The sequence below is a fragment of the Neisseria gonorrhoeae genome (assembly GCF_013030075.1).
GTDB lineage: Bacteria > Pseudomonadota > Gammaproteobacteria > Burkholderiales > Neisseriaceae > Neisseria > Neisseria gonorrhoeae.
The window spans coordinates 97,115-116,162 of record NZ_AP023069.1 but is presented as its reverse complement, the minus strand read 5'-3'; the positions used below and the strand labels follow the sequence as shown (position 1 = coordinate 116,162).

At 52.4% G+C, this 19,048-nt stretch carries 15 protein-coding genes; 11 read left to right on the top strand and 4 right to left on the bottom strand.

Annotated features, from left to right (window positions below; translation table 11 throughout):
• Nucleotides 1–35: 35 nt before the first annotated feature.
• From ccsB to HT085_RS00525, 3 genes are all read right to left on the bottom strand, one after another.
• Nucleotides 36–1,223: a c-type cytochrome biogenesis protein CcsB gene (gene ccsB, locus HT085_RS00535; protein WP_003687361.1), complete on the bottom strand. Its 1,188-nt coding sequence runs from the start codon at nucleotides 1,221–1,223 to the stop codon at nucleotides 36–38.
• Nucleotides 1,216–3,168, bottom strand: a complete 1,953-nt coding sequence (locus HT085_RS00530) for a cytochrome c biogenesis protein ResB (protein ID WP_010361241.1) — start codon at nucleotides 3,166–3,168, stop codon at nucleotides 1,216–1,218. Before HT085_RS00530 ends, ccsB begins: the two co-directional genes overlap by 8 nt.
• A gap of 277 nt (nucleotides 3,169–3,445) precedes the next feature.
• Nucleotides 3,446–4,069: a c-type cytochrome gene (locus HT085_RS00525; protein WP_003687359.1), complete on the bottom strand. Its 624-nt coding sequence runs from the start codon at nucleotides 4,067–4,069 to the stop codon at nucleotides 3,446–3,448.
• 206 nt (nucleotides 4,070–4,275) lie between these two features.
• Between HT085_RS00525 and yihA the strand changes: the two genes are divergently transcribed.
• The gene (gene yihA / locus HT085_RS00520; protein WP_003687358.1) at nucleotides 4,276–4,905 is read left to right on the top strand and encodes a ribosome biogenesis GTP-binding protein YihA/YsxC; all 630 of its coding nucleotides are present in this window, start codon (nucleotides 4,276–4,278) and stop codon (nucleotides 4,903–4,905) included.
• 120 nt (nucleotides 4,906–5,025) lie between these two features.
• On the opposite strand, the gene HT085_RS00515 is transcribed toward yihA, so the two are convergent.
• Nucleotides 5,026–7,422: a penicillin-binding protein 1A gene (locus tag HT085_RS00515; RefSeq protein ID WP_003690571.1), complete on the bottom strand. Its 2,397-nt coding sequence runs from the start codon at nucleotides 7,420–7,422 to the stop codon at nucleotides 5,026–5,028.
• A 151-nt stretch (nucleotides 7,423–7,573) separates the two neighbouring features.
• Here HT085_RS00515 and pilM point away from each other — a divergent pair, with 151 nt between their 5' ends.
• The 10 genes from pilM (at nucleotide 7,574) to ribD (ending at nucleotide 18,874) form a co-directional block, all read left to right on the top strand.
• Complete coding sequence (gene pilM, locus HT085_RS00510) at nucleotides 7,574–8,689, top strand: type IV pilus biogenesis protein PilM (protein ID WP_003687356.1); 1,116 nt, start codon at nucleotides 7,574–7,576, stop codon at nucleotides 8,687–8,689.
• A gap of 2 nt (nucleotides 8,690–8,691) precedes the next feature.
• Entirely contained in the window at nucleotides 8,692–9,291 is a 600-nt protein-coding gene (locus tag HT085_RS00505) for a PilN domain-containing protein (RefSeq protein WP_003687354.1), read from the top strand.
• Nucleotides 9,292–9,939, top strand: a complete 648-nt coding sequence (locus HT085_RS00500) for a type IV pilus inner membrane component PilO (RefSeq protein WP_003690570.1) — start codon at nucleotides 9,292–9,294, stop codon at nucleotides 9,937–9,939.
• 17 nt (nucleotides 9,940–9,956) lie between these two features.
• Complete coding sequence (locus tag HT085_RS00495; RefSeq protein ID WP_003687351.1) at nucleotides 9,957–10,502, top strand: pilus assembly protein PilP; 546 nt, start codon at nucleotides 9,957–9,959, stop codon at nucleotides 10,500–10,502.
• A gap of 18 nt (nucleotides 10,503–10,520) precedes the next feature.
• On the top strand, nucleotides 10,521–12,716 hold the full coding sequence (locus tag HT085_RS00490; RefSeq protein WP_003690569.1) for a type IV pilus secretin PilQ: 2,196 nt from the start codon (nucleotides 10,521–10,523) through the stop codon (nucleotides 12,714–12,716).
• A gap of 1,267 nt (nucleotides 12,717–13,983) precedes the next feature.
• Nucleotides 13,984–14,496 (top strand): shikimate kinase, encoded by a 513-nt coding sequence (locus HT085_RS00485; protein WP_003687349.1) that lies wholly within the window; start codon nucleotides 13,984–13,986, stop codon nucleotides 14,494–14,496.
• Between the two features lie 79 nt (nucleotides 14,497–14,575).
• Nucleotides 14,576–15,655, top strand: coding sequence for a 3-dehydroquinate synthase (gene aroB, locus HT085_RS00480; protein WP_003690567.1), 1,080 nt, complete (start codon nucleotides 14,576–14,578; stop codon nucleotides 15,653–15,655).
• Between the two features lie 742 nt (nucleotides 15,656–16,397).
• Nucleotides 16,398–17,240, top strand: a complete 843-nt coding sequence (locus HT085_RS00475; protein WP_003687345.1) for a class II glutamine amidotransferase — start codon at nucleotides 16,398–16,400, stop codon at nucleotides 17,238–17,240.
• Nucleotides 17,241–17,268: 28 nt separating this feature from the next.
• Nucleotides 17,269–17,733, top strand: a complete 465-nt coding sequence (locus HT085_RS00470; protein ID WP_003687344.1) for a transcriptional regulator NrdR — start codon at nucleotides 17,269–17,271, stop codon at nucleotides 17,731–17,733.
• Between the two features lie 31 nt (nucleotides 17,734–17,764).
• Nucleotides 17,765–18,874 (top strand): bifunctional diaminohydroxyphosphoribosylaminopyrimidine deaminase/5-amino-6-(5-phosphoribosylamino)uracil reductase RibD, encoded by a 1,110-nt coding sequence (ribD, locus tag HT085_RS00465; protein ID WP_003690565.1) that lies wholly within the window; start codon nucleotides 17,765–17,767, stop codon nucleotides 18,872–18,874.
• Nucleotides 18,875–19,048: the final 174 nt, after the last annotated feature.

The window sequence follows — 19,048 nt, the reverse complement described above, 5'->3', positions numbered from 1 at the left end:
GTCTGAAGCCCTTCAGACGGCATCGTCGCACCGTATCAAAGCGTTCCGTAAGAATGCAGCCCGCTCAAAAACATATTCACGCCGATAAAGGCGAATGCGGTTACGAACAAACCGATAATCGCCCACCACGCCAGCACTTTGCCGCGCCAGCCCGCCACCAGCCGCAAATGCAGCCACACGGCGTAATTCAACCAAACGATGAACGCCCAAGTCTCTTTCGGATCCCAGCTCCAATAGCGTCCCCAAGCGTCCGCCGCCCACAACGCGCCCAAAATGGTGGCAATGGTAAAGAACAAAAAGCCGACGGCAATCGCCTTATACATCACCTCGTCGATCAATGCCGACGGCGGCAGCCACAGTTTTCCGCCTTTTTCTTCCGCACGCAGGGAAACCAGTTCGGCAATACCGAGCATCGCGGAAATGCAGAACGCGCCGTAACCGATAAAGTTTGCCGGAACGTGGATTTTCATCCACCAGGACTGGAGCGCGGGAATCAGCGGCTGGATGGTATGCGCCTCACGCGACACGCTGTACCACAACACAAAGCCGACCACGACCGCCATAAAGCCGAACACGAAGCCGCCCAATTTCTGCACGGCAAATTTACCCTCGTAATACAAATACATCAGCGCGGTAATGACCAAAAACAGAATGAACACTTCATAAAGGTTGGACACGGGGATATGCCCTGCATCGGGACGGAGCAGATAGCTTTCGTGCCAACGTACCAGCAGACCGGTAAAGCCTGCTACGGCAGACACCCATGCAAACACGGTTCCCATACCCAACAGCGTGTTGGTCGGCACATTTTTCACGCTTGCCAAAACCGCGCCCGAAATATAGGCGAACAGGGCGAAGAAGACAAAAGCACACTGCCACATGATCGCCGATTGGCTGCTGAGGAAATACCGCAACAGGAAAATCTCTGCCGATTTAATGTTGCCGCCATACAGACCGACGGCGGCATAGGCAAGCAATACGCTTAAAGGAACAAACCAGCGCATCGGTTTGAAAAACCAACCCAAAAACACGGCAATACCGGCACTCGCCCACAACATGACCGTTTCGTAAATGTCCATATGCATACCGGAACGGGTCTGCACGAAAACCGTAGCCGCAAAAACCAGCACGGCAAATACCCAATCCCAAAGATTCAGATTGCGGATCAAAGATTTCTGAATCAGCAGCTCGTGTTCCGGAAGGGTTTTATAGTGTTCAGTCATGATTCAAGTCCTTGCCGAGCCGTTGCAGGCTCTCGACGTGTTTTGGAAATTCCTTCTGCAAATCCCGTTCGCTGCGGGCCGAAGACATAGCAAAACGGATTTTGCCGTCTGAAAACAATACCCACGCCCGTTTTTCGCGCACATAAAACATAAATACCGTACCCAAAACCAACAATACCGAGCCGAGATAGACCAAAAGCGCACCCGGCGAACGGGTCATCTGCAAACCTGAGGAACGCACCTCGGAAAACCCGTCAAGCTGGAGCAGCATAGGCGCGGGATATTCCGTCAGCCCCGTATAGGCATCCATACTGTGCAGCAGGAAACGGTTCCGCGCTTCATCCTGCCGCCATTCGGGCAAGCCGTACCGGCGTATGGTTTCATCCAAAGCAGCGTTCATCACGCCGTAAAGCATTTCGTAGAAATAGCCCTGCATCTTATCCTGCTGCCCTTTCGGGATATTGGACGTAATAAATTCGTCCAATCCCAAATAGCCTTTTTGCGCAAAGATATTCAGCGTGTTTTCCGCAGCCAGCATGAATTGTTCGCGGATTTCGGCAGGTGCGTCTTTGGTTGCGTCGGCAACCAGACGTTTGCGCCCTTCCCCATCTTTCAAAAACTCACGCAATGCCATAAAGGTGTCCGCTTTCAACTGCTTGTCCAAGGGGATACGCAGCCAGCGGTATTGCTGCTGCAAGCCGCTGCGCGTGCCGGTCAGCCAAAAATAATCTTTGTCCTGCAAAATCGGCAGCATATAGTTTTTATATTCGACCGCCTGCCCTGCCGCATCACGGATGCGGTACACGATGGAAGGGCCGATATTGGTGTATTTTTTACCTTCCTGAGTAACGGCGCGGACATCGTTCAGAGTGGATTTCAGGCTTTTTTCCCGTTCCGCACCCTCGCTCATGTCCTCCACATTCATAGAAGTGAACTGATCGAACTCAAGACGATATTTGTGTTTGCCGATTTCCAACGGAAACTGGTGTATGGAGGTTGCCTTCAACACGACAGGTTCGCGCGAAGCATCCCTCAAATTCCACGCCTTGAATGTCAAATCCGAACCGCCGTCGGCAAAACTCGCCTGATAAATCGTGATGCCGTGCAAGGTCAAAGGATGGTTCACGCGGATGGTGCGCTCGAGTTTCTCACCGGTTGCCTTGTCCGTTACTTCAATATCGCTGGCAAAATCGCGCGGCATACCCGTATTGTAAAAATCGATATGGAATTTTTTCAGTTTGACTTCAAAAGGCAAGTCCTGAACCAACATCCCGTTGTCGGCATTCAGGAAAACCACATCCGCACTTTGCCCCTCGGAAATATTGACGTTGCCCCTAAATGAGAGATTGGACGCACCCAAAATACTTTCGGGCTTGAAATCCTTGGCATAAACCGCCTGATTGTCCGGAACAATCCGACCGGCCAGCATACCCAGCTTCAGCAGCAGGTTACTGTCTATCAACCCGCCCAGGCAAATGACAATCAAAGCAACATGGGCAAAGATATAGCCCCATTTGTTCATCGTGCCTTTTTTGGCGGCAATCAGAACCGACCCGTCCTCACGGCTGACGGTTTTTCCCTGAAAACCCCGCACCTCCAGATAACGTTTGGCAACTTCGGGGGCAATTTTTACATCCAACAGCGAAGAATGGCGCATCGCCGCCAGAGATTTTTCTTTAACCTTTTCCCGGAAAGACTTCATTTCGCGCCAAAACGGCGGAACGTTACGGATTAAACACAAACTGGTAGAAACCACCAGAAACATCATGATAACGACAAACCATGCCGAAGCATAGACATCGTACAAACCCAAAAAATCAAAAATCCGAGTCCAAAACGGTCCGAATTTGACCAAATAATCCGTCTGCGGCTGGTTTTGCTGTAACACCGTGCCGATAACCGATGCAATACCCAGCAGACTGAGCAAAGCGACCGCAAAGCGCATGGAGCTGAAAAAAGCGAACCACGGACGGGAAAGAAGTGTGGGGGATATACGGGATTTACTCATTGTGTGTTTATTCCGCCATCAGGAATATGGGAAAGCAGAATTGGGCAGACAGAAAACAACGTCCCGATTCTACTGTCTTGATGCTTTTTATTTCAAGACAATGAAGACAGCCTGCATCGATTCCAACGGTTGCGATTGAAAAAACTTATCGCAAAATTTTCAGAAGCCGTCTGAAAACCTTTTCAGACGGCTTCTGAAGCAGACCCTTGGATGATTAACGCAAACCCTGGATAAAGTTAGCAACTGCTTTTAAATCTTCTTCGGACATACGGTTTGCAATATCTTCCATGATGGTATTTTTACGCTGACCGGACTTGTAGGCATTCATCTGTTCAACAATATATGCCTGGTGCTGGCCGCCCAAACGCGGATAAGCCTGAATTTCGCTTCCGCCTCCCGGCATACCCGCACCGCTCGGACCGTGGCAGGACATACACGCCGGCACTTTTTTATCGCTCAAACCGCCGCGATAGATTTTCGCGCCCAATTCGGGATTTTCCTTAGGATTGGCTTCGCCGGATTTGGGCTGCTGTTTGGCATAGAATGCGGATACGTTCAAAATATCCTGATCGCTCAAATTCATTACCACCGGTTTCATCACAGCTGCCGAACCGTGGGTGCGTTTGCCGTCGCGGATGCCGATAGTTTGATGATAGATGTAAGCAGTATGCTGTGCCGCCAAACGCGGATACATCGCAATGCCGCTGTTACCGTCTGCTGCATGGCAAGCCGCACAAACCGTTGCGGCAACCTGTTTGCCTTTTTCCACGTCTGCTTTGGGAGATGCGGAAACCGCACCGGCAGCCAAAACAAAGGCCAATAAAGTCAATCGTCTCATGGAGTGCTCCTGATTACAGCATTGGATAACGCAACAATGCTCTTTTTTATATTCAAATATGGGATTTTTGACCCGATTAAAACCGATGATTCTGTAAACGTGTTATTCTATACTAAATTTACATTAAATTACCACTGTGTTTCACATAAAACCAACCGCATATTTTTGCTGTCGGACAAACGGCGGCGGAAAACAAGGATATGCCCATGAACCTTTTTCAAAACGCCAAATTCTTCACGACGGTAAACCATCTCAAAGACCTGCCGGACACACCGCTCGAAATTGCCTTTGTCGGCAGGAGCAATGCCGGAAAATCCAGTGCCATCAATACCCTGACCAACCATGTCCGTCTTGCCTACGTTTCAAAAACACCGGGACGGACACAGCATATCAACTTCTTCGAGCTGCAGAACGGCAATTTTATGGTCGATTTGCCCGGCTACGGTTATGCCCAAGTCCCCGAAGCGGTACGCGCACATTGGGTCAATCTGCTCGGCGACTACCTCCGCCATCGGAAACAGCTTATCGGGCTGGTTTTGATTATGGATGCCCGCCATCCTTTAAAAGAACTCGACATCCGTATGCTGGACTTTTTCCACACGACCGGCAGACCGGTTCACATCCTGCTGTCAAAAGCCGACAAATTATCCAAAAACGAACAGATAAAAACCCTGTCCCAAGTCAAAAAACTGCTCAAACCTTATTCCGACAGGCAAAACATCAGCGTACAGCTGTTTTCCAGCCTGAAAAAACAAGGTATTGACGAGGCCAACCGAACTGTCGGAAGCTGGTTTGACGCAGCAGATGCCGCCGCTTCCTCTCCAGAGGAAAACTGACCTCAATTATACGGAAACCGTATTCCCCCCACTTGACCGGCCGCAAACATTTAAAAAATTGCCACTGCCAAATCTAAAATGCCGTCTGAAAGACTTTTCAGACGGCATTTTGCGGAGTCTTTAAAACAGGGAATCCAACTGCTGCTGTTTGGAATCCGTATTGCTCGGAAGCACCGGCGTTTCCTGTACGTCCTGACGCGTTTCGTCAGACCTTCCCTGCTGTTCGTTTTCTACTGCCGCTTCATCATCTTCTTTTGCCCGTCGGGAAGGTTGCGGCGCAATACCGCTGTTGTCCAGCATCAAGCCCGGATCGGTTACCATACGTTCCTTCATATAGTATTCGCCATTGCTGCTGACCACACCTTCAGGCATTTTCATCCCTTTGCCCTGCTTTCCTTTCAACGCAAAACGCATATAGTCCACCCAAACCGGCACCGCAATCGTACCGCCGTAGCCGGCACGCCCCATACTCTTAGGTTTGTCGAAGCCGATATATACGGCAGTAACCACATCAGGGTTAAAACCGACAAACCACGCATCTTTATTGTCGTTGGTCGTACCCGTTTTACCGGCAATATCCGTTCTTCCCAACGCAGCTGCCCCCCTTGCCGTACCGACACGGACCACATCCTGCATAATCTTATACATAATATAGGCATTGCGCGGATCGATTGCCTGAGGCGCATTTTGCCCTGCCACCAAAGGTTGCATTTGGGCGCGCAACCTGCCGTCTCTGTCATAAATCTTATCGATCACGTGCGAAGAAACCCTATATCCGCCGTTCGCAAATACACTATATGCCTCCGCCACTTTCAACGGCGTCGTCTCGCCCGTACCTAAAGCCATAGACAGGCTTGCCGGCAGCTCGGACGGCCTGAAGCCGAAACGCCGGATATACTGTTGCGCGTAACCGACACCGATAGACATCAAAATACGGATGGAAACCATATTCTTGGAAGCCGTCAGAGCCTGTCTCAAAGTAATGTAGCCGGAATATCTGCCGTCTGAATTTTTAGGTGTCCAAACCGAACCGTTCGGCCCTTTCCCCGGCAGGGAAATCGGCGCATCGTTAACCACTGTGGACGCGGTCATCCCCTTAGATAATGCCGCCGAATAGACAAACGGCTTAAAGGTCGAACCCGGCTGCCGCATTGCCTGAACGGCACGATTGAATGTTTTGCTGTGAAAATCATAACCGCCGACCAGCGCGCGCACAGCTCCGGTTTTTGCATCCAGCGAAACCAAAGCCCCCTGCGGCAACGGCTCTTGAACCACCGCCCAACGCCCGCCGTTGTTTTTGACACGGATGACCGCGCCCCTGCGGATACGGTCCTCCCCCATTTTCTCATTATCGACCGCTCGGGCCGCAAAACCCAAGGCGCGCCTGTCAAGCGCAACCCGCCTGCCGCCGGGCAGCTGTATGACGACATTTTTCTTTTTAGTAACATCCAACACAACGGCGGGAACCATTTTATCGACGGTATAGAGTCCCGACAGATACTGGCTGACAGTCTCCTCGACATCTTCACTCTTACTCAAATCGATATAGTTTTCCGCACCGCGGTAGCTGCTGCCGCGATCGAAATTCCGTAGAGCCTTGCGCAATGCCTCGGTTGCCGCCTTCTGATGATCGGTGCGGACCGTGGTATAAACCTTAAAACCCTGCGTATAGGCATCTTCACCATATTTCTCATACAGTTCCCGACGCACCATTTCCGCCACATATAAAGCACTCTGATCGATTTTCCGAACAAACCGCTCATAATGCAGTTCCTCATTCAATGCCTGATCGCGCTGTTGCACGGTAATCATCTTCTCCTCGAGCATATTGTTCAAAATATACTTCTGGCGCAACTTGGCACGCTCCGGATTAACAATCGGATTATAGGCAGACGGAGCCTTGGGCAGTCCCGCAAGCATGGCGGCTTCCGCCAAAGTCAAATCTCGGACATTCTTATTGAAATAGATTTGCGCGGCAGATGCAAAACCATAGGCGCGCTGACCGAGGTAAATCTGATTGAAATACAACTCAAGGATTTTGTCTTTGCTTAAAGACTGCTCGATTTTATAGGCAAGCAACACCTCATTGAATTTGCGTGTGAACGTTTTTTCACTGCTCAAATAAAAATTTTTCGCCACCTGCTGTGTAATCGTACTCGCACCCGACTGCACGCTGCCGGACACGACATTGCCGACGGCAGCGCGGGCAACACCCCAAACATCCACCCCCCAATGCCGGTAAAAGCGTTTATCCTCGGCGGCAATAACCGCATTCCGCAACACCTCGGGGAAATCGCCGATTTTTGTAAATTCGCGCCGCTGCTCCCCATACATACCGATGACTTCTCCATCCGCCGAATAAATAGTCAACGGCATTTTAGGCTGGTAATGCTGCAAAGAATCCAAAGACGGCAGTTTCGGATACGTTACCAAAATAGCAATGGCAACCAGACCCACTCCAAATACACAAAAACCAAAAAACAAACCAAAACAAGTAGTTAAAATCTTTTTAATCATAGCTGAATAATAATTTACCATTATTGGTATTAAATAAAGTAAAATAGCAACCGATTTCTACAAAGCACGGTTTCAATGTGCAAAGAACAAGGAATCCATTACGGATACCGAAACGGTTACTCACTGTACAAATAAAGCAGGAACTTTCATCATGCGCTTGTTTAAAAGCTTGAAAAACCCTAAAAAAACAGATGCCAAGCTCCCTAAAAAATCTTCGGGACTCAATAACCGCGCGGCAATCGGCATCGATATCGACCAGCATTCCATCAAAATGGTACAATTGTCAGGACGTAGTTTAAACCAAATTCAATTGGAAAAATACGTCATTGCCAAATTACCAAAGAATATCATTCAAGGCAATAAAGTCCAAAATTACGATCAACTTGTTACATATTTGCAACAAGCCTATGCCAAACTGGGTACTTCGTGCAAAAACATCGTCGCGTCCGTCCCGCAAAATCTGGCAACCATCGAACAATTGACCTACACGGCCAAAGATGCAGAATTGGACCTGCAGGGGTTCGTGGAGTCCTCCATCTCCGAAGCCAGCTCGATATCGCTCGAAGAAGCCAATTACGACTATCAGGTCTTGTCCCAATCGGCCGTCGGCGAAGCTGTTTTGTCCGTCGCATCGAGAAAGGATGAAATCGAACCCCTGATTGACGCATTCAACGCAGCCGGTATGAAATTATCCGCGCTTGATGTGGACATTTTCGGACAATACAACGCCTACGCGCTGTGGATAAACCATTTTGCCCCCGAGCTTGCGGACGAAAAAGTGGCCATTTTCGGCGTATATGCCGCACAGACCTACGCCCTGGTCATCCAAGACGGAAAAATCCTATACAAACAGGAAACCTCCGTCAGCGCAGAACAGCTCAACCAACTCATCCAGCGCACCTATCAGGTAACAGCAGAAAAAGCGGAAGAGATCATCAACTCCCCGCAAAAACCTTCCGATTACCAAGAAAGCGTGGCAAACTATTTCAACCAGCAGATTACCCAAGAAATACAAAGGGTCTTGCAGTTTTATTACACCACGCAGACCGCAGACGATATGACCGACATCAAGCATATCCTGCTGACGGGGGAAGCGGTGCGCCAGAAAGGCATCGCCCAAACCGTCGCCTCGCAAACCAATGCGGATGTACAATGCGTCCATCCCGCGCGTTATTTTGCGAACGACCTCAAAACAGACGAACAACAATTCGAACTTGATGCGCCGACACTGACCAAGGCGTTCGGTTTGGCGGTACGGGGATTATAATTATGAACAATTTAATCAAAATCAACCTCCTCCCCTACAGGGAAGAGATGAACAAACGCAAACAGCAGCAGTTTAAAACGCTGATGTACGGCGCCGTGCTGACGGGCGTTGCCGCCGTTGCGGCAACCTACCTGTTTATCGACAATATGATCAATAAACAGTCGGAAAAAAACACGCTGCTGGAAATCTCCATCGCACACTTGGATACCGAGCTGTCGGAAATACAAAAGCTCAAACAGGAAAAAGATGCCTTCCTGATTAAGAAAAACAAAATCGGGGAGCTCCAGATCAAACGCCTCCAAGCCGCAAAAATCCTCGACAGCCTGAATGAGGCCGTCCCCGGAAGCACCTACCTAACCTCGCTGGATGCCGTTACCGCCGACTCTTATCGGCTCAGCGGCAGGACATCCAGCGACAACCGCGTTGCCGCCATGATGAGGGCGATGCCCAATACCGGCATATTCAAGCAACCCGAATTGTTAAGCATCAAGAAAAACAATTCGCATCAAGAATTTACCCTTCAGGCAACATTACAACCTATCGTAAAGGCGGCCGAATCCAAAGAGAATCCGGCTTCGGGAAACGCACAGGAGGCAAACTGAATGGCTTCTAAATCATCTAAAACCAACTTGGATCTCAACAACCTTCACCTGCTCAACCTTCCTGCCAGGCTTTTTATCGCCCTGCTGGTCGTTGCCGCCGTGCTGGGGCTCGGTTATGCCGGATTGTTCAAAAGCCAGATGGAATCCCTTGAGGAATATGAAGCAAAAGAAACCGAACTGAAAAACACCTACAAACAGAAAAGTATCGACGCGGCCAGCCTGAACAACCTTAGGGACGAACTTGCCTCAATCCGCTCTGCCTTCGATATCATGTTGAAACAGCTGCCGACAGATGCAGAAATTCCCAATTTGGTTCAAGAGCTTCATCAGGCGGGTTCGAGCAACGGTCTGCGCTTGGACAGCGTTATGCCCCAACCTCCCGTAGATGACGGTCCCATCAAAAAATTACCCTATTCCATTTCCATTACCGGAAATTACGAACAGATCAGCCAATTTACCCGCGATGTCGGCAGTCTCTCCCGAATCATTACCCTTGAGTCGCTGAAAATCGCCCAATCTCCGGAAAACGGCGGCAATCCTGACGGCAAGAGCAGTATCCTGAACCTCAGCGCCATTGCCACCACCTACCAAGCAAAATCCGTAGAAGAGCTTGCCGCAGAAGCGGCACAAAATGCCGAGCAAAAATAACTTACGTTAGGGAAACCATGAAACACTATGCCTTACTCATCAGCTTTCTGGCTCTCTCCGCGTGTTCCCAAAGTTCTGAAGACCTAAACGAATGGATGGCACAAACGCGACGCGAAGCCAAAGCAGAAATCATACCTTTCCAAGCACCTACCCTGCCGGTTGCGCCGGTATACAGCCCGCCGCAGCTTACAGGGCCGAACGCATTCGACTTCCGCCGCATGGAAACCGCCAAAAAAGGGGAAAATGCCCCCGACACCAAGCGTATTAAAGAAACGCTGGAAAAATTCAGTTTGGAAAATATGCGTTATGTCGGCATTTTGAAGTCCGGACAGAAAGTCTCCGGCTTCATCGAGGCTGAAGGTTATGTCTACACTGTCGGTGTCGGCAACTATTTGGGACAAAACTACGGTAGAATCGAAAGCATTACCGACGACAGCATCATCCTGAACGAGCTGATAGAAGACAGCACGGGCAACTGGGTTTCCCGTAAAGCAGAACTGCTGTTGAATTCTTCCGACAAAAACACCGAACAAGCGGCAGCACCTGCCGCAGAACAAAATTAAGAAGAGGATTACTCCATTATGAATACCAAACTGACAAAAATCATTTCCGGTCTCTTTGTCGCAACCGCCGCCTTTCAGACGGCATCGGCAGGAAACATTACAGACATCAAAGTTTCCTCCCTGCCCAACAAACAGAAAATCGTCAAAGTCAGCTTTGACAAAGAGATTGTCAACCCGACCGGCTTCGTAACCTCCTCACCGGCCCGCATCGCCTTGGACTTTGAACAAACCGGCATTTCCATGGATCAACAGGTACTCGAATATGCCGATCCTCTGTTGAGCAAAATCAGTGCCGCACAAAACAGCAGCCGTGCGCGTCTGGTTCTGAATTTGAACAAACCGGGCCAATACAATACCGAAGTACGCGGGAACAAAGTTTGGATATTCATTAACGAATCGGACGATACCGTGTCCGCCCCCGCCCGCCCAGCCGTAAAAGCCGCGCCTGCCGCACCGGCAAAACAACAGGCTGCCGCACCGTTTACCGAGTCCGTAGTATCCGTATCCGCACCGTTCAGCCCGGCAAAACAACAGGCAGCGGCATCGGCAAAACAACAGGCGGCGACACCGGCAAAACAAACCAATATCGATTTCCGCAAAGACGGCAAAAATGCCGGCATTATCGAATTGGCGGCATTGGGCTTTGCCGGGCAGCCCGACATCAGCCAACAGCACGACCACATCATCGTTACGCTGAAAAACCATACCCTGCCGACCGCGCTCCAACGCAGTTTGGATGTGGCAGACTTCAAAACACCGGTTCAAAAGGTTACGCTGAAACGCCTCAATAACGACACCCAGCTGATTATCACAACAACCGGCAACTGGGAACTCGTCAACAAATCCGCCGCGCCCGGATACTTTACCTTCCAAGTCCTGCCGAAAAAACAAAACCTCGAGTCAGGCGGCGTGAACAATGCGCCCAAAACCTTCACAGGCCGGAAAATCTCCCTTGACTTCCAAGATGTCGAAATCCGCACCATCCTGCAGATTTTGGCAAAAGAATCCGGGATGAACATTGTTGCCAGCGACTCCGTCAACGGCAAAATGACCCTCTCCCTCAAAGATGTGCCTTGGGATCAGGCTTTGGATTTGGTTATGCAGGCGCGCAACCTCGATATGCGCCAGCAAGGGAACATCGTCAACATCGCGCCCCGCGACGAGCTGCTTGCCAAAGACAAAGCCTTCTTACAAGCGGAAAAAGACATTGCCGATCTGGGCGCGCTGTATTCCCAAAACTTCCAATTGAAATACAAAAATGTGGAAGAATTCCGCAGCATCCTGCGTTTGGACAATGCCGACACGACCGGAAACCGCAACACGCTTGTCAGCGGCAGGGGCAGCGTGCTGATCGATCCCGCCACCAACACCCTGATTGTTACCGATACCCGCAGCGTCATCGAAAAATTCCGCAAACTGATTGACGAATTGGACGTACCCGCGCAACAAGTGATGATTGAGGCGCGTATCGTCGAAGCGGCAGACGGCTTCTCGCGCGATTTGGGCGTTAAGTTCGGCGCGACAGGCAGGAAAAAACTGAAAAATGAGACGAGCGCATTCGGCTGGGGCGTGAACTCCGGCTTCGGGGGCGGCGATAAATGGGAGGCCCAAACCAAAATCAACCTGCCGGTTGCCGCTGCCGCAAACAGCATTTCGCTGGTGCGCGCGATTTCCTCCGGCGCGTTGAATTTGGAATTGTCCGCATCCGAGTCGCTTTCAAAAACCAAAACGCTTGCCAATCCGCGCGTGCTGACCCAAAACCGCAAAGAGGCCAAAATCGAATCCGGTTACGAAATTCCTTTTACCGTAACTACAGCCTCGGGCGGCGGCAACTCTACCAACACGGAACTCAAAAAAGCCGTCTTGGGGCTGACCGTTACGCCGAACATCACGCCCGACGGACAAATCATCATGACCGTCAAAATCAACAAAGACTCGCCTGCACAATGTGCTTCAGGCAGCAACACAATCCTATGTATTTCGACCAAAAGCCTGAATACGCAGGCTATGGTTGAAAACGGCGGCACTTTGATTGTCGGCGGTATTTATGAAGAAAACAACGGCAATACGCTGACCAAAGTCCCCCTGTTGGGCGACATCCCCGTTATCGGCAACCTCTTTAAAACACGCGGGAAAAAAACCGACCGCCGCGAACTGCTGATTTTCATTACCCCGAGGATTATAGATACGGCCGGCAACAGCCTGCGCTATTGATGCGTCAAAATAAGGGCATATGTTTTACAGCATATGCCCTTTCTTTATGCTTTTTGCCGCGACCGAAATGCCGTCATTCCCGCGCAGGCGGGAATCCAACTTGTCCGGTTTCGGTTGTTTTTCGTCTCGTAACTTTTGAGCCGTCATTCCCGCGAAATCGGAAATCCAGTCCGTTCAGTTTCGGTCATTTCCGATAAATTCCTGTTGCTTTTCATTTCTAGATTCCCACTTTCGTGGGAATAACGGCGGAAGGGATAAATCCTCGCAATCCAAAGCCTCGTCATTTCCACAAAAAACAGCAACCCGAAACACCCCGTCATTCCCGAGCAGGCGGGAATCTAGGTCTTTAAACTTCGGTTTTTTTCCGATAAATTCTTGCCTCATTGAAATTCTAGATTCCCGCTTTCGCGGGAATGACGGGATATGGGTTTCCGTGCGGACGTGTTCGGATTTCCGCCTGCGCGGGAATGACGATTCGGGTATTACTGACGATTCATCGGGCCGTAGGGTGGGCTTCAGCCCACTAATTTCACCGCATCAAGGGTTTTGGGGAATAGGCGTAACTCGGCGGTTTCGGTTTTTGGCGAAGTTGGTTGGAATCGGCGGGCTGAAGCACACCCTACAGTCCACCCTACAACCCATCTTACGCATCCGCCTTACGCATTTATCCTTCGCCTGCCGATATGCCGTCATTCCCGCACAGGCGGGAATCTAGAACCGCAACGCGGCAGGAATCTGTCGGATACGGCTGAAACCGAACGGACTGGATTCCCGCCTGCGCGGGAATGACGGCTGCAGATGCCCGACGGTCTTTATAGCGGATTAACAAAAATCAGGACAAGGCGGCGAAGCCGCAGACAGTACGGATAGTACGGAACCGGTTCGCCCGGTGCTTGGACGCCTTAGGGAATCGTTCCCTTTGAGCTAAGGCGGGGCAACGCCGTACCGGTTTTTGTTAATCCGCTATAGTATTGATAAACATATTATCTTCAATATATTCAATTGGATAATTGTTTACCTAAGCAAAGATAATTGCCTTTTCCTGACAAATTAAGTGAAATCAACGGATTGTCAAAACACAGCCTGAAATAAAAAACCTCCCTGATTTCTTTTATTTTTCCTTAAAATCAGAAAAGTTCGGGATGGTCGGGTTATTTTTCCAAACGTACCGCCGCCCTGCCGATTTCGTATAAAATCCCGCCGTAACCCGACAAGCCCGAACCCTGCCGCCCCGAAAGGCGGGGGGGTCAAACATTAAGGAACCGTGATGAAAAACTTTAACGGCAAACTCATCCTCATCGGACTGATGGGCGCGGGCAAAACTACGCTGGGCCGGCAAATGGCGCAGCGGCTGGATTACCGTTTTTACGACAGCGATCACGAAATCGCCGCAGCGGCGGGCGTTCCCATCCCCACCATATTTGAAATGGAAGGCGAACAGGGATTCCGTTCGCGCGAAACCGCCATACTCAAAAAACTGATTGTCCTGCCGCATATCGTCCTGTCCACCGGCGGCGGCGCGGTGTTAAAAGAAGAAAACCGCGCCCTTATCCGCAAAAGCGGCACGGTCGTTTATCTGCACGCCCCGCCCGAAACCCTGCTCGAACGCACGCGCTGCGACAACAGCCGCCCTTTGCTGCAAGTTGCCGATCCTTTGGCGAAATTGCGCGAACTCTACGCCGCACGCGACCCCGTTTACCGCCAAACCGCCGACTTTACCGTAGAATCGGCAAACTGCCGGGAAACCGTGCAAACCCTGCTCAAACGCTTATCCCGATAAACCGGCATATGCGCCGCTCCCCGAAAACCAAACCGCACCCCGCCCGGCGGGCCGGCGGTTCAAACTTTAAGGAACAACAATGAAAACACTGACCGTACACACGCCTTCGCACAGCTACCCCATCTTTATCGGCAACGGGCTGCTGCCGCAGGCGGGAAGCCTGCTCAAACCGCATTTGGGCAAACGCGCCGCCATCATCACCAACGAAACCGTCGCCCCGCTCTACCTCGGCACGCTTCAGACGGCATTGGATGCGGCAGGCGTATCCCATTTCAGCATCATCCTGCCCGACGGCGAGGCGCACAAAAACTGGCAGACGCTCAACCTCATCTTTGACGGGCTGATGCAAAACCGCGCCGAACGTAAAACCACGCTGATTGCGCTGGGCGGCGGCGTGATCGGCGACATGGTCGGCTTTGCCGCCGCCACCTACCAGCGCGGCGCGCCGTTCATCCAAATACCGACCACGCTGTTGAGTCAGGTCGACTCATCGGTGGGCGGAAAAACCGCCATCAACCACCCGCTCGGCAAAAATATGATCGGCGCGTTTTACCAGCCGCAGGCGGTGCTTGCAGATTTGGACACGCTGCACACCCTGCCCGCCCGCGAACTGTCCGCCGGTATGGCGGAAGTCATCAAATACGGCGCGCTCGGCGACATCGGCTTTTTTGAATGGCTGGAACAGCATATGCCCGAACTGATGGCACTCGAACGCGCGCCCCTCACCCAAGCCGTGTACCGCTGCTGCCAAATGAAGGCAGACATCGTCGCCCAAGACGAAACCGAACAGGGCATACGCGCATGGCTCAACCTCGGACACACCTTCGGACACGCCGTCGAAGCGGAAATGGGTTACGGCGTATGGCTGCACGGCGAGGCCGTTGCCGCCGGCTGCGTGTTGGCGGCGCGTTTGTCCGAACAACTGGGCAAAACCTCCGCCGCAGATACCGCGCGGCTCGCCGCCCTGCTCGAAGCCGCCGGACTGCCGTCCGCACCGCCCGTGTTTGCCTTTGAAAAATGGCTGGCACATATGAGCCACGACAAAAAAGTCAGCGGCGGCATCATGCGCTTTATCGGTCTGAACCGGCTGGGCGAAGCCGTCATCACCGAAATTACCGACACGGACATCCTCCGGCGCACCCTGCAACCGTATCTCTGATTTCCTCTGCCGATGTGTTGCCGCGCGGGTTTGACGCACGATGATGACTTTCCATCATCATTCTCCGCGAAAGCGGGCATCCGGTTATTCCATATTGCAGGGATTTATCCGGAATAACGACAACCTGTCCGCCGTCATTTCCGCGCAGATGGAAATTTGGAAATTCAAAATCACAGGAATTTATCCGGAATTATAGCGGATTAACAAAAATCAGGACAAGGCGGCGAAGCCGCAGGCAGTACGGATGGTACGGAACCGGTTCGCCCGGTGCTTGGGCGCCTTAGGGAACCGTTCCCTTTGAGCCGGGGCGGGGCAACGCCGTACCGGTTTTTGTTAATCCGCTATAACAGCAACCCTGTCGCCGTCATTCCCGCGAAAGCGGGAATCCAGTCCGTTCAGTTTCGGTCATTTCCGATAAATTCCTGTTGCTTTTCATTTCTAGATTCCCACTTTCGTGGGAATGACGGCGGAAGGGTTTTGGTTTTTTCCGATAAATTCTTGAGGCATTGAAATTCTAGATTCCCGCCTGCGCGGGAATGACGGCTCAAAAGTTACGGAACGAAAAACAACCGAAACCGGACAAGTCGGATTCCCGCCTGCGCGGGAATGACGGAATCTTAAGTTTCCGTCTTTGTTTTCTGTTTTCGCGGGAATAATGGGGAACAAGCCGTATTTCAGACGGCATTTTCAGTTCGGGGTATAATCCGAATACTTGCGACCATCTGAATCATTTGGACAAACTATGTGTCAACTGCTGGGCATGAACTGCAATACGCCGACCGATATTATGTTTTCCTTTGAAGGCTTCCGCCGCAGGGGCGGCATTACCGACCATCACGCCGACGGTTTCGGCATCGGCTTTTTCGAAGGCAAAGGCGTGCGCCTGTTCCATGACGACAAGCCGAGTGCAAATTCCCCCGTCGCCGACCTCGTGCGCGCCTACCAGATTAAATCGGAAAACGTCGTCGCCCACATCCGCAAAGCCTCGCAAGGTCAAACCTCGCTGGCGAACACCCATCCCTTTATGCGCGAAATGTGGGGCGGCTACTGGCTGTTTGCCCACAACGGGCATTTGGTCGATTTTTTCCCCGAACAAGGAGAATTTTTCCACCCCGTCGGCACAACCGATTCCGAACGCGCGTTCTGCCACATCCTCAACCGCCTGCGCACCCGCTTTGCCGCCCGTCCCGACGACGACACGCTGTTTGACGCGATTGCGGGGCTGACGCACGAAATCCGCAAGTTCGGGCTGTTTAACTTCATGCTTTCAGACGGCATTTCCCTGTTTGCCCACGCCAGCACGCTGCTGCACTACATCGTCCGCCAAGCCCCGTTCGGCAAAGCGCGCCTGCTCGACGACGATGTAATGGTCGATTTTGCCGAAGTAACCACGCCGGACGACCGCGTCGCCGTTATCTCCACCCTGCCGCTGACTCGCGATGAATCGTGGTCCCAACTTGCCGTGAACGAACTGGTCATGTTCCGCGAAGGCAACATCGTCCGGCACGACCGTCCCGAAAATCCCGTCTATATGAGTGCCGAAGAAGGCCTGGAAATCGCCCGCGCCGCCGGCGTATCGGTTTGACGTTCAGACGGCATCAGGAAGAAACACCATGAAATGCCCGTTTTGCAGCCACCCAGACACCCGAGTTGCCGATTCCCGCCTGATGGAAGAGCGCAATACCGTCCGCCGCCGCCGCCACTGCCCCGGCTGCGGCAAACGCTTCGGCACGCTCGAAACCGTCGAACTCAAAATGCCCGCCGTCATCGGTCCGGACAAGAAACGTTCGCCCTTCAATGCACAACGCCTCCGCAACGACCTGACCGCCGCCGCCCGAAAATCCGCCCTGACACCCGAACAGATTGACGAAACCGTCCGCCTGACGGAACACAGGCTCTACACTTCGGGTCAGCGCGACATATCCTCATCCGAACTTGTCGAAATCGTGCTGGAGGAGCTGTTCGGGCAAAACACGGAAGCCGCCGTCCGTTTCGCCGCCCTGCACAAACGCTTCGACAGCCCGGAACATTTCGCCTCGTGGCTGGCGCAAGCCGTCAAAACAGGCGGCAAAACCTGATTCCCCCAACCCATACTGATACGGTATCCCTATGTTTTCGGACACAAATATATCCATGATGGAAAACGCCCTCCGACTTGCCGCTTTGGGGCGTTTTTCCACTTCACCCAACCCGCGCGTCGGCTGCGTTATCGCACACGGCAGACAAATTGTCGGACAGGGCTTCCACGTCAAAGCGGGCGAACCCCATGCCGAAGTCCACGCCCTGCATCAGGCGGGGGAAATGGCAAAAGGCGCGACCGCCTTTGTTACCCTCGAACCGTGCAGCCATTACGGACGCACACCGCCCTGCGCCGAAGCCCTGCTCCGTTCCGGCGTAACACGCGTCGTCGCCGCCATGCGCGACCCCAACCCGCCGGTTGCAGGCAAAGGGCTTGTCCTGCTCAAAGCAGCGGGCATCAAGACGGAATGCGGACTACTTGAAAACAAAGCACGCGAACTCAACCGGGGATTTTTATCGCGCATCGAACGCCGCCGCCCCTTTGTCCGCCTCAAATGCGCCGTTTCGCTGGACGGCAAAACCGCCCTTTCAGACGGCAGCAGCTTTTGGATTACCGGCGAGGAAGCGCGTGCCGACGTACAGGTTTTGCGTGCCGAAAGCTGCGCGGTGCTGACCGGCATCGGCACGGTGTTGGCAGACAATCCCCGGCTCAACGTCCGCGCTTTTCCAACTTTGCGCCAACCCGCACGCATCGTTTTAGACAGCCGCCTGCGCCTGCCCCCGAACAGCCATTTGGTTACCGACGGACAATCTCCGACCTACATCGCCACCTTGGAACGCGATGAAGACAAACTCCGCCCCTATCGGGAACACGCACACATCCGCATCCTGATGCCGTCTGAAACGGCAGACGGCAAAATCGACCTGCACCATCTGATGCGCCTCCTTGCCGACGAAGGTTTCGGCGAAATCATGGTCGAAGCAGGCTCCGAACTCACATCCGCATTTTTGGCGGAAAATTTGGCGGACGAAATCGTGCTGTACCGTTCGCCCAAAATCCTCGGCGGCGGCAAAGACCTGTTTTCCCTGCCCGAAAACCGCGCCGCCCTTTCCGCGCCGCCATTATGGACACCCGTTTCCACCGAAATCCTCGGACACGACATCAAAACCGTGTTCCGGAAAAACGGCAACGCCTTTTAAAGGGTTTGCCGCCGTTTCACTATATAATAACGCCGATAAAAAACAGCCCGTTCAGACCGCCGCCCGCCCGGAAAAGCGCAACCCGGGCTGCCGCACCCCGCCGGCAGCCGCGACGGCCTGAAAGCCGTCAAATTCCGATCAAGAAAGGCTTCAGACGGCACAGGCAGCATCCCG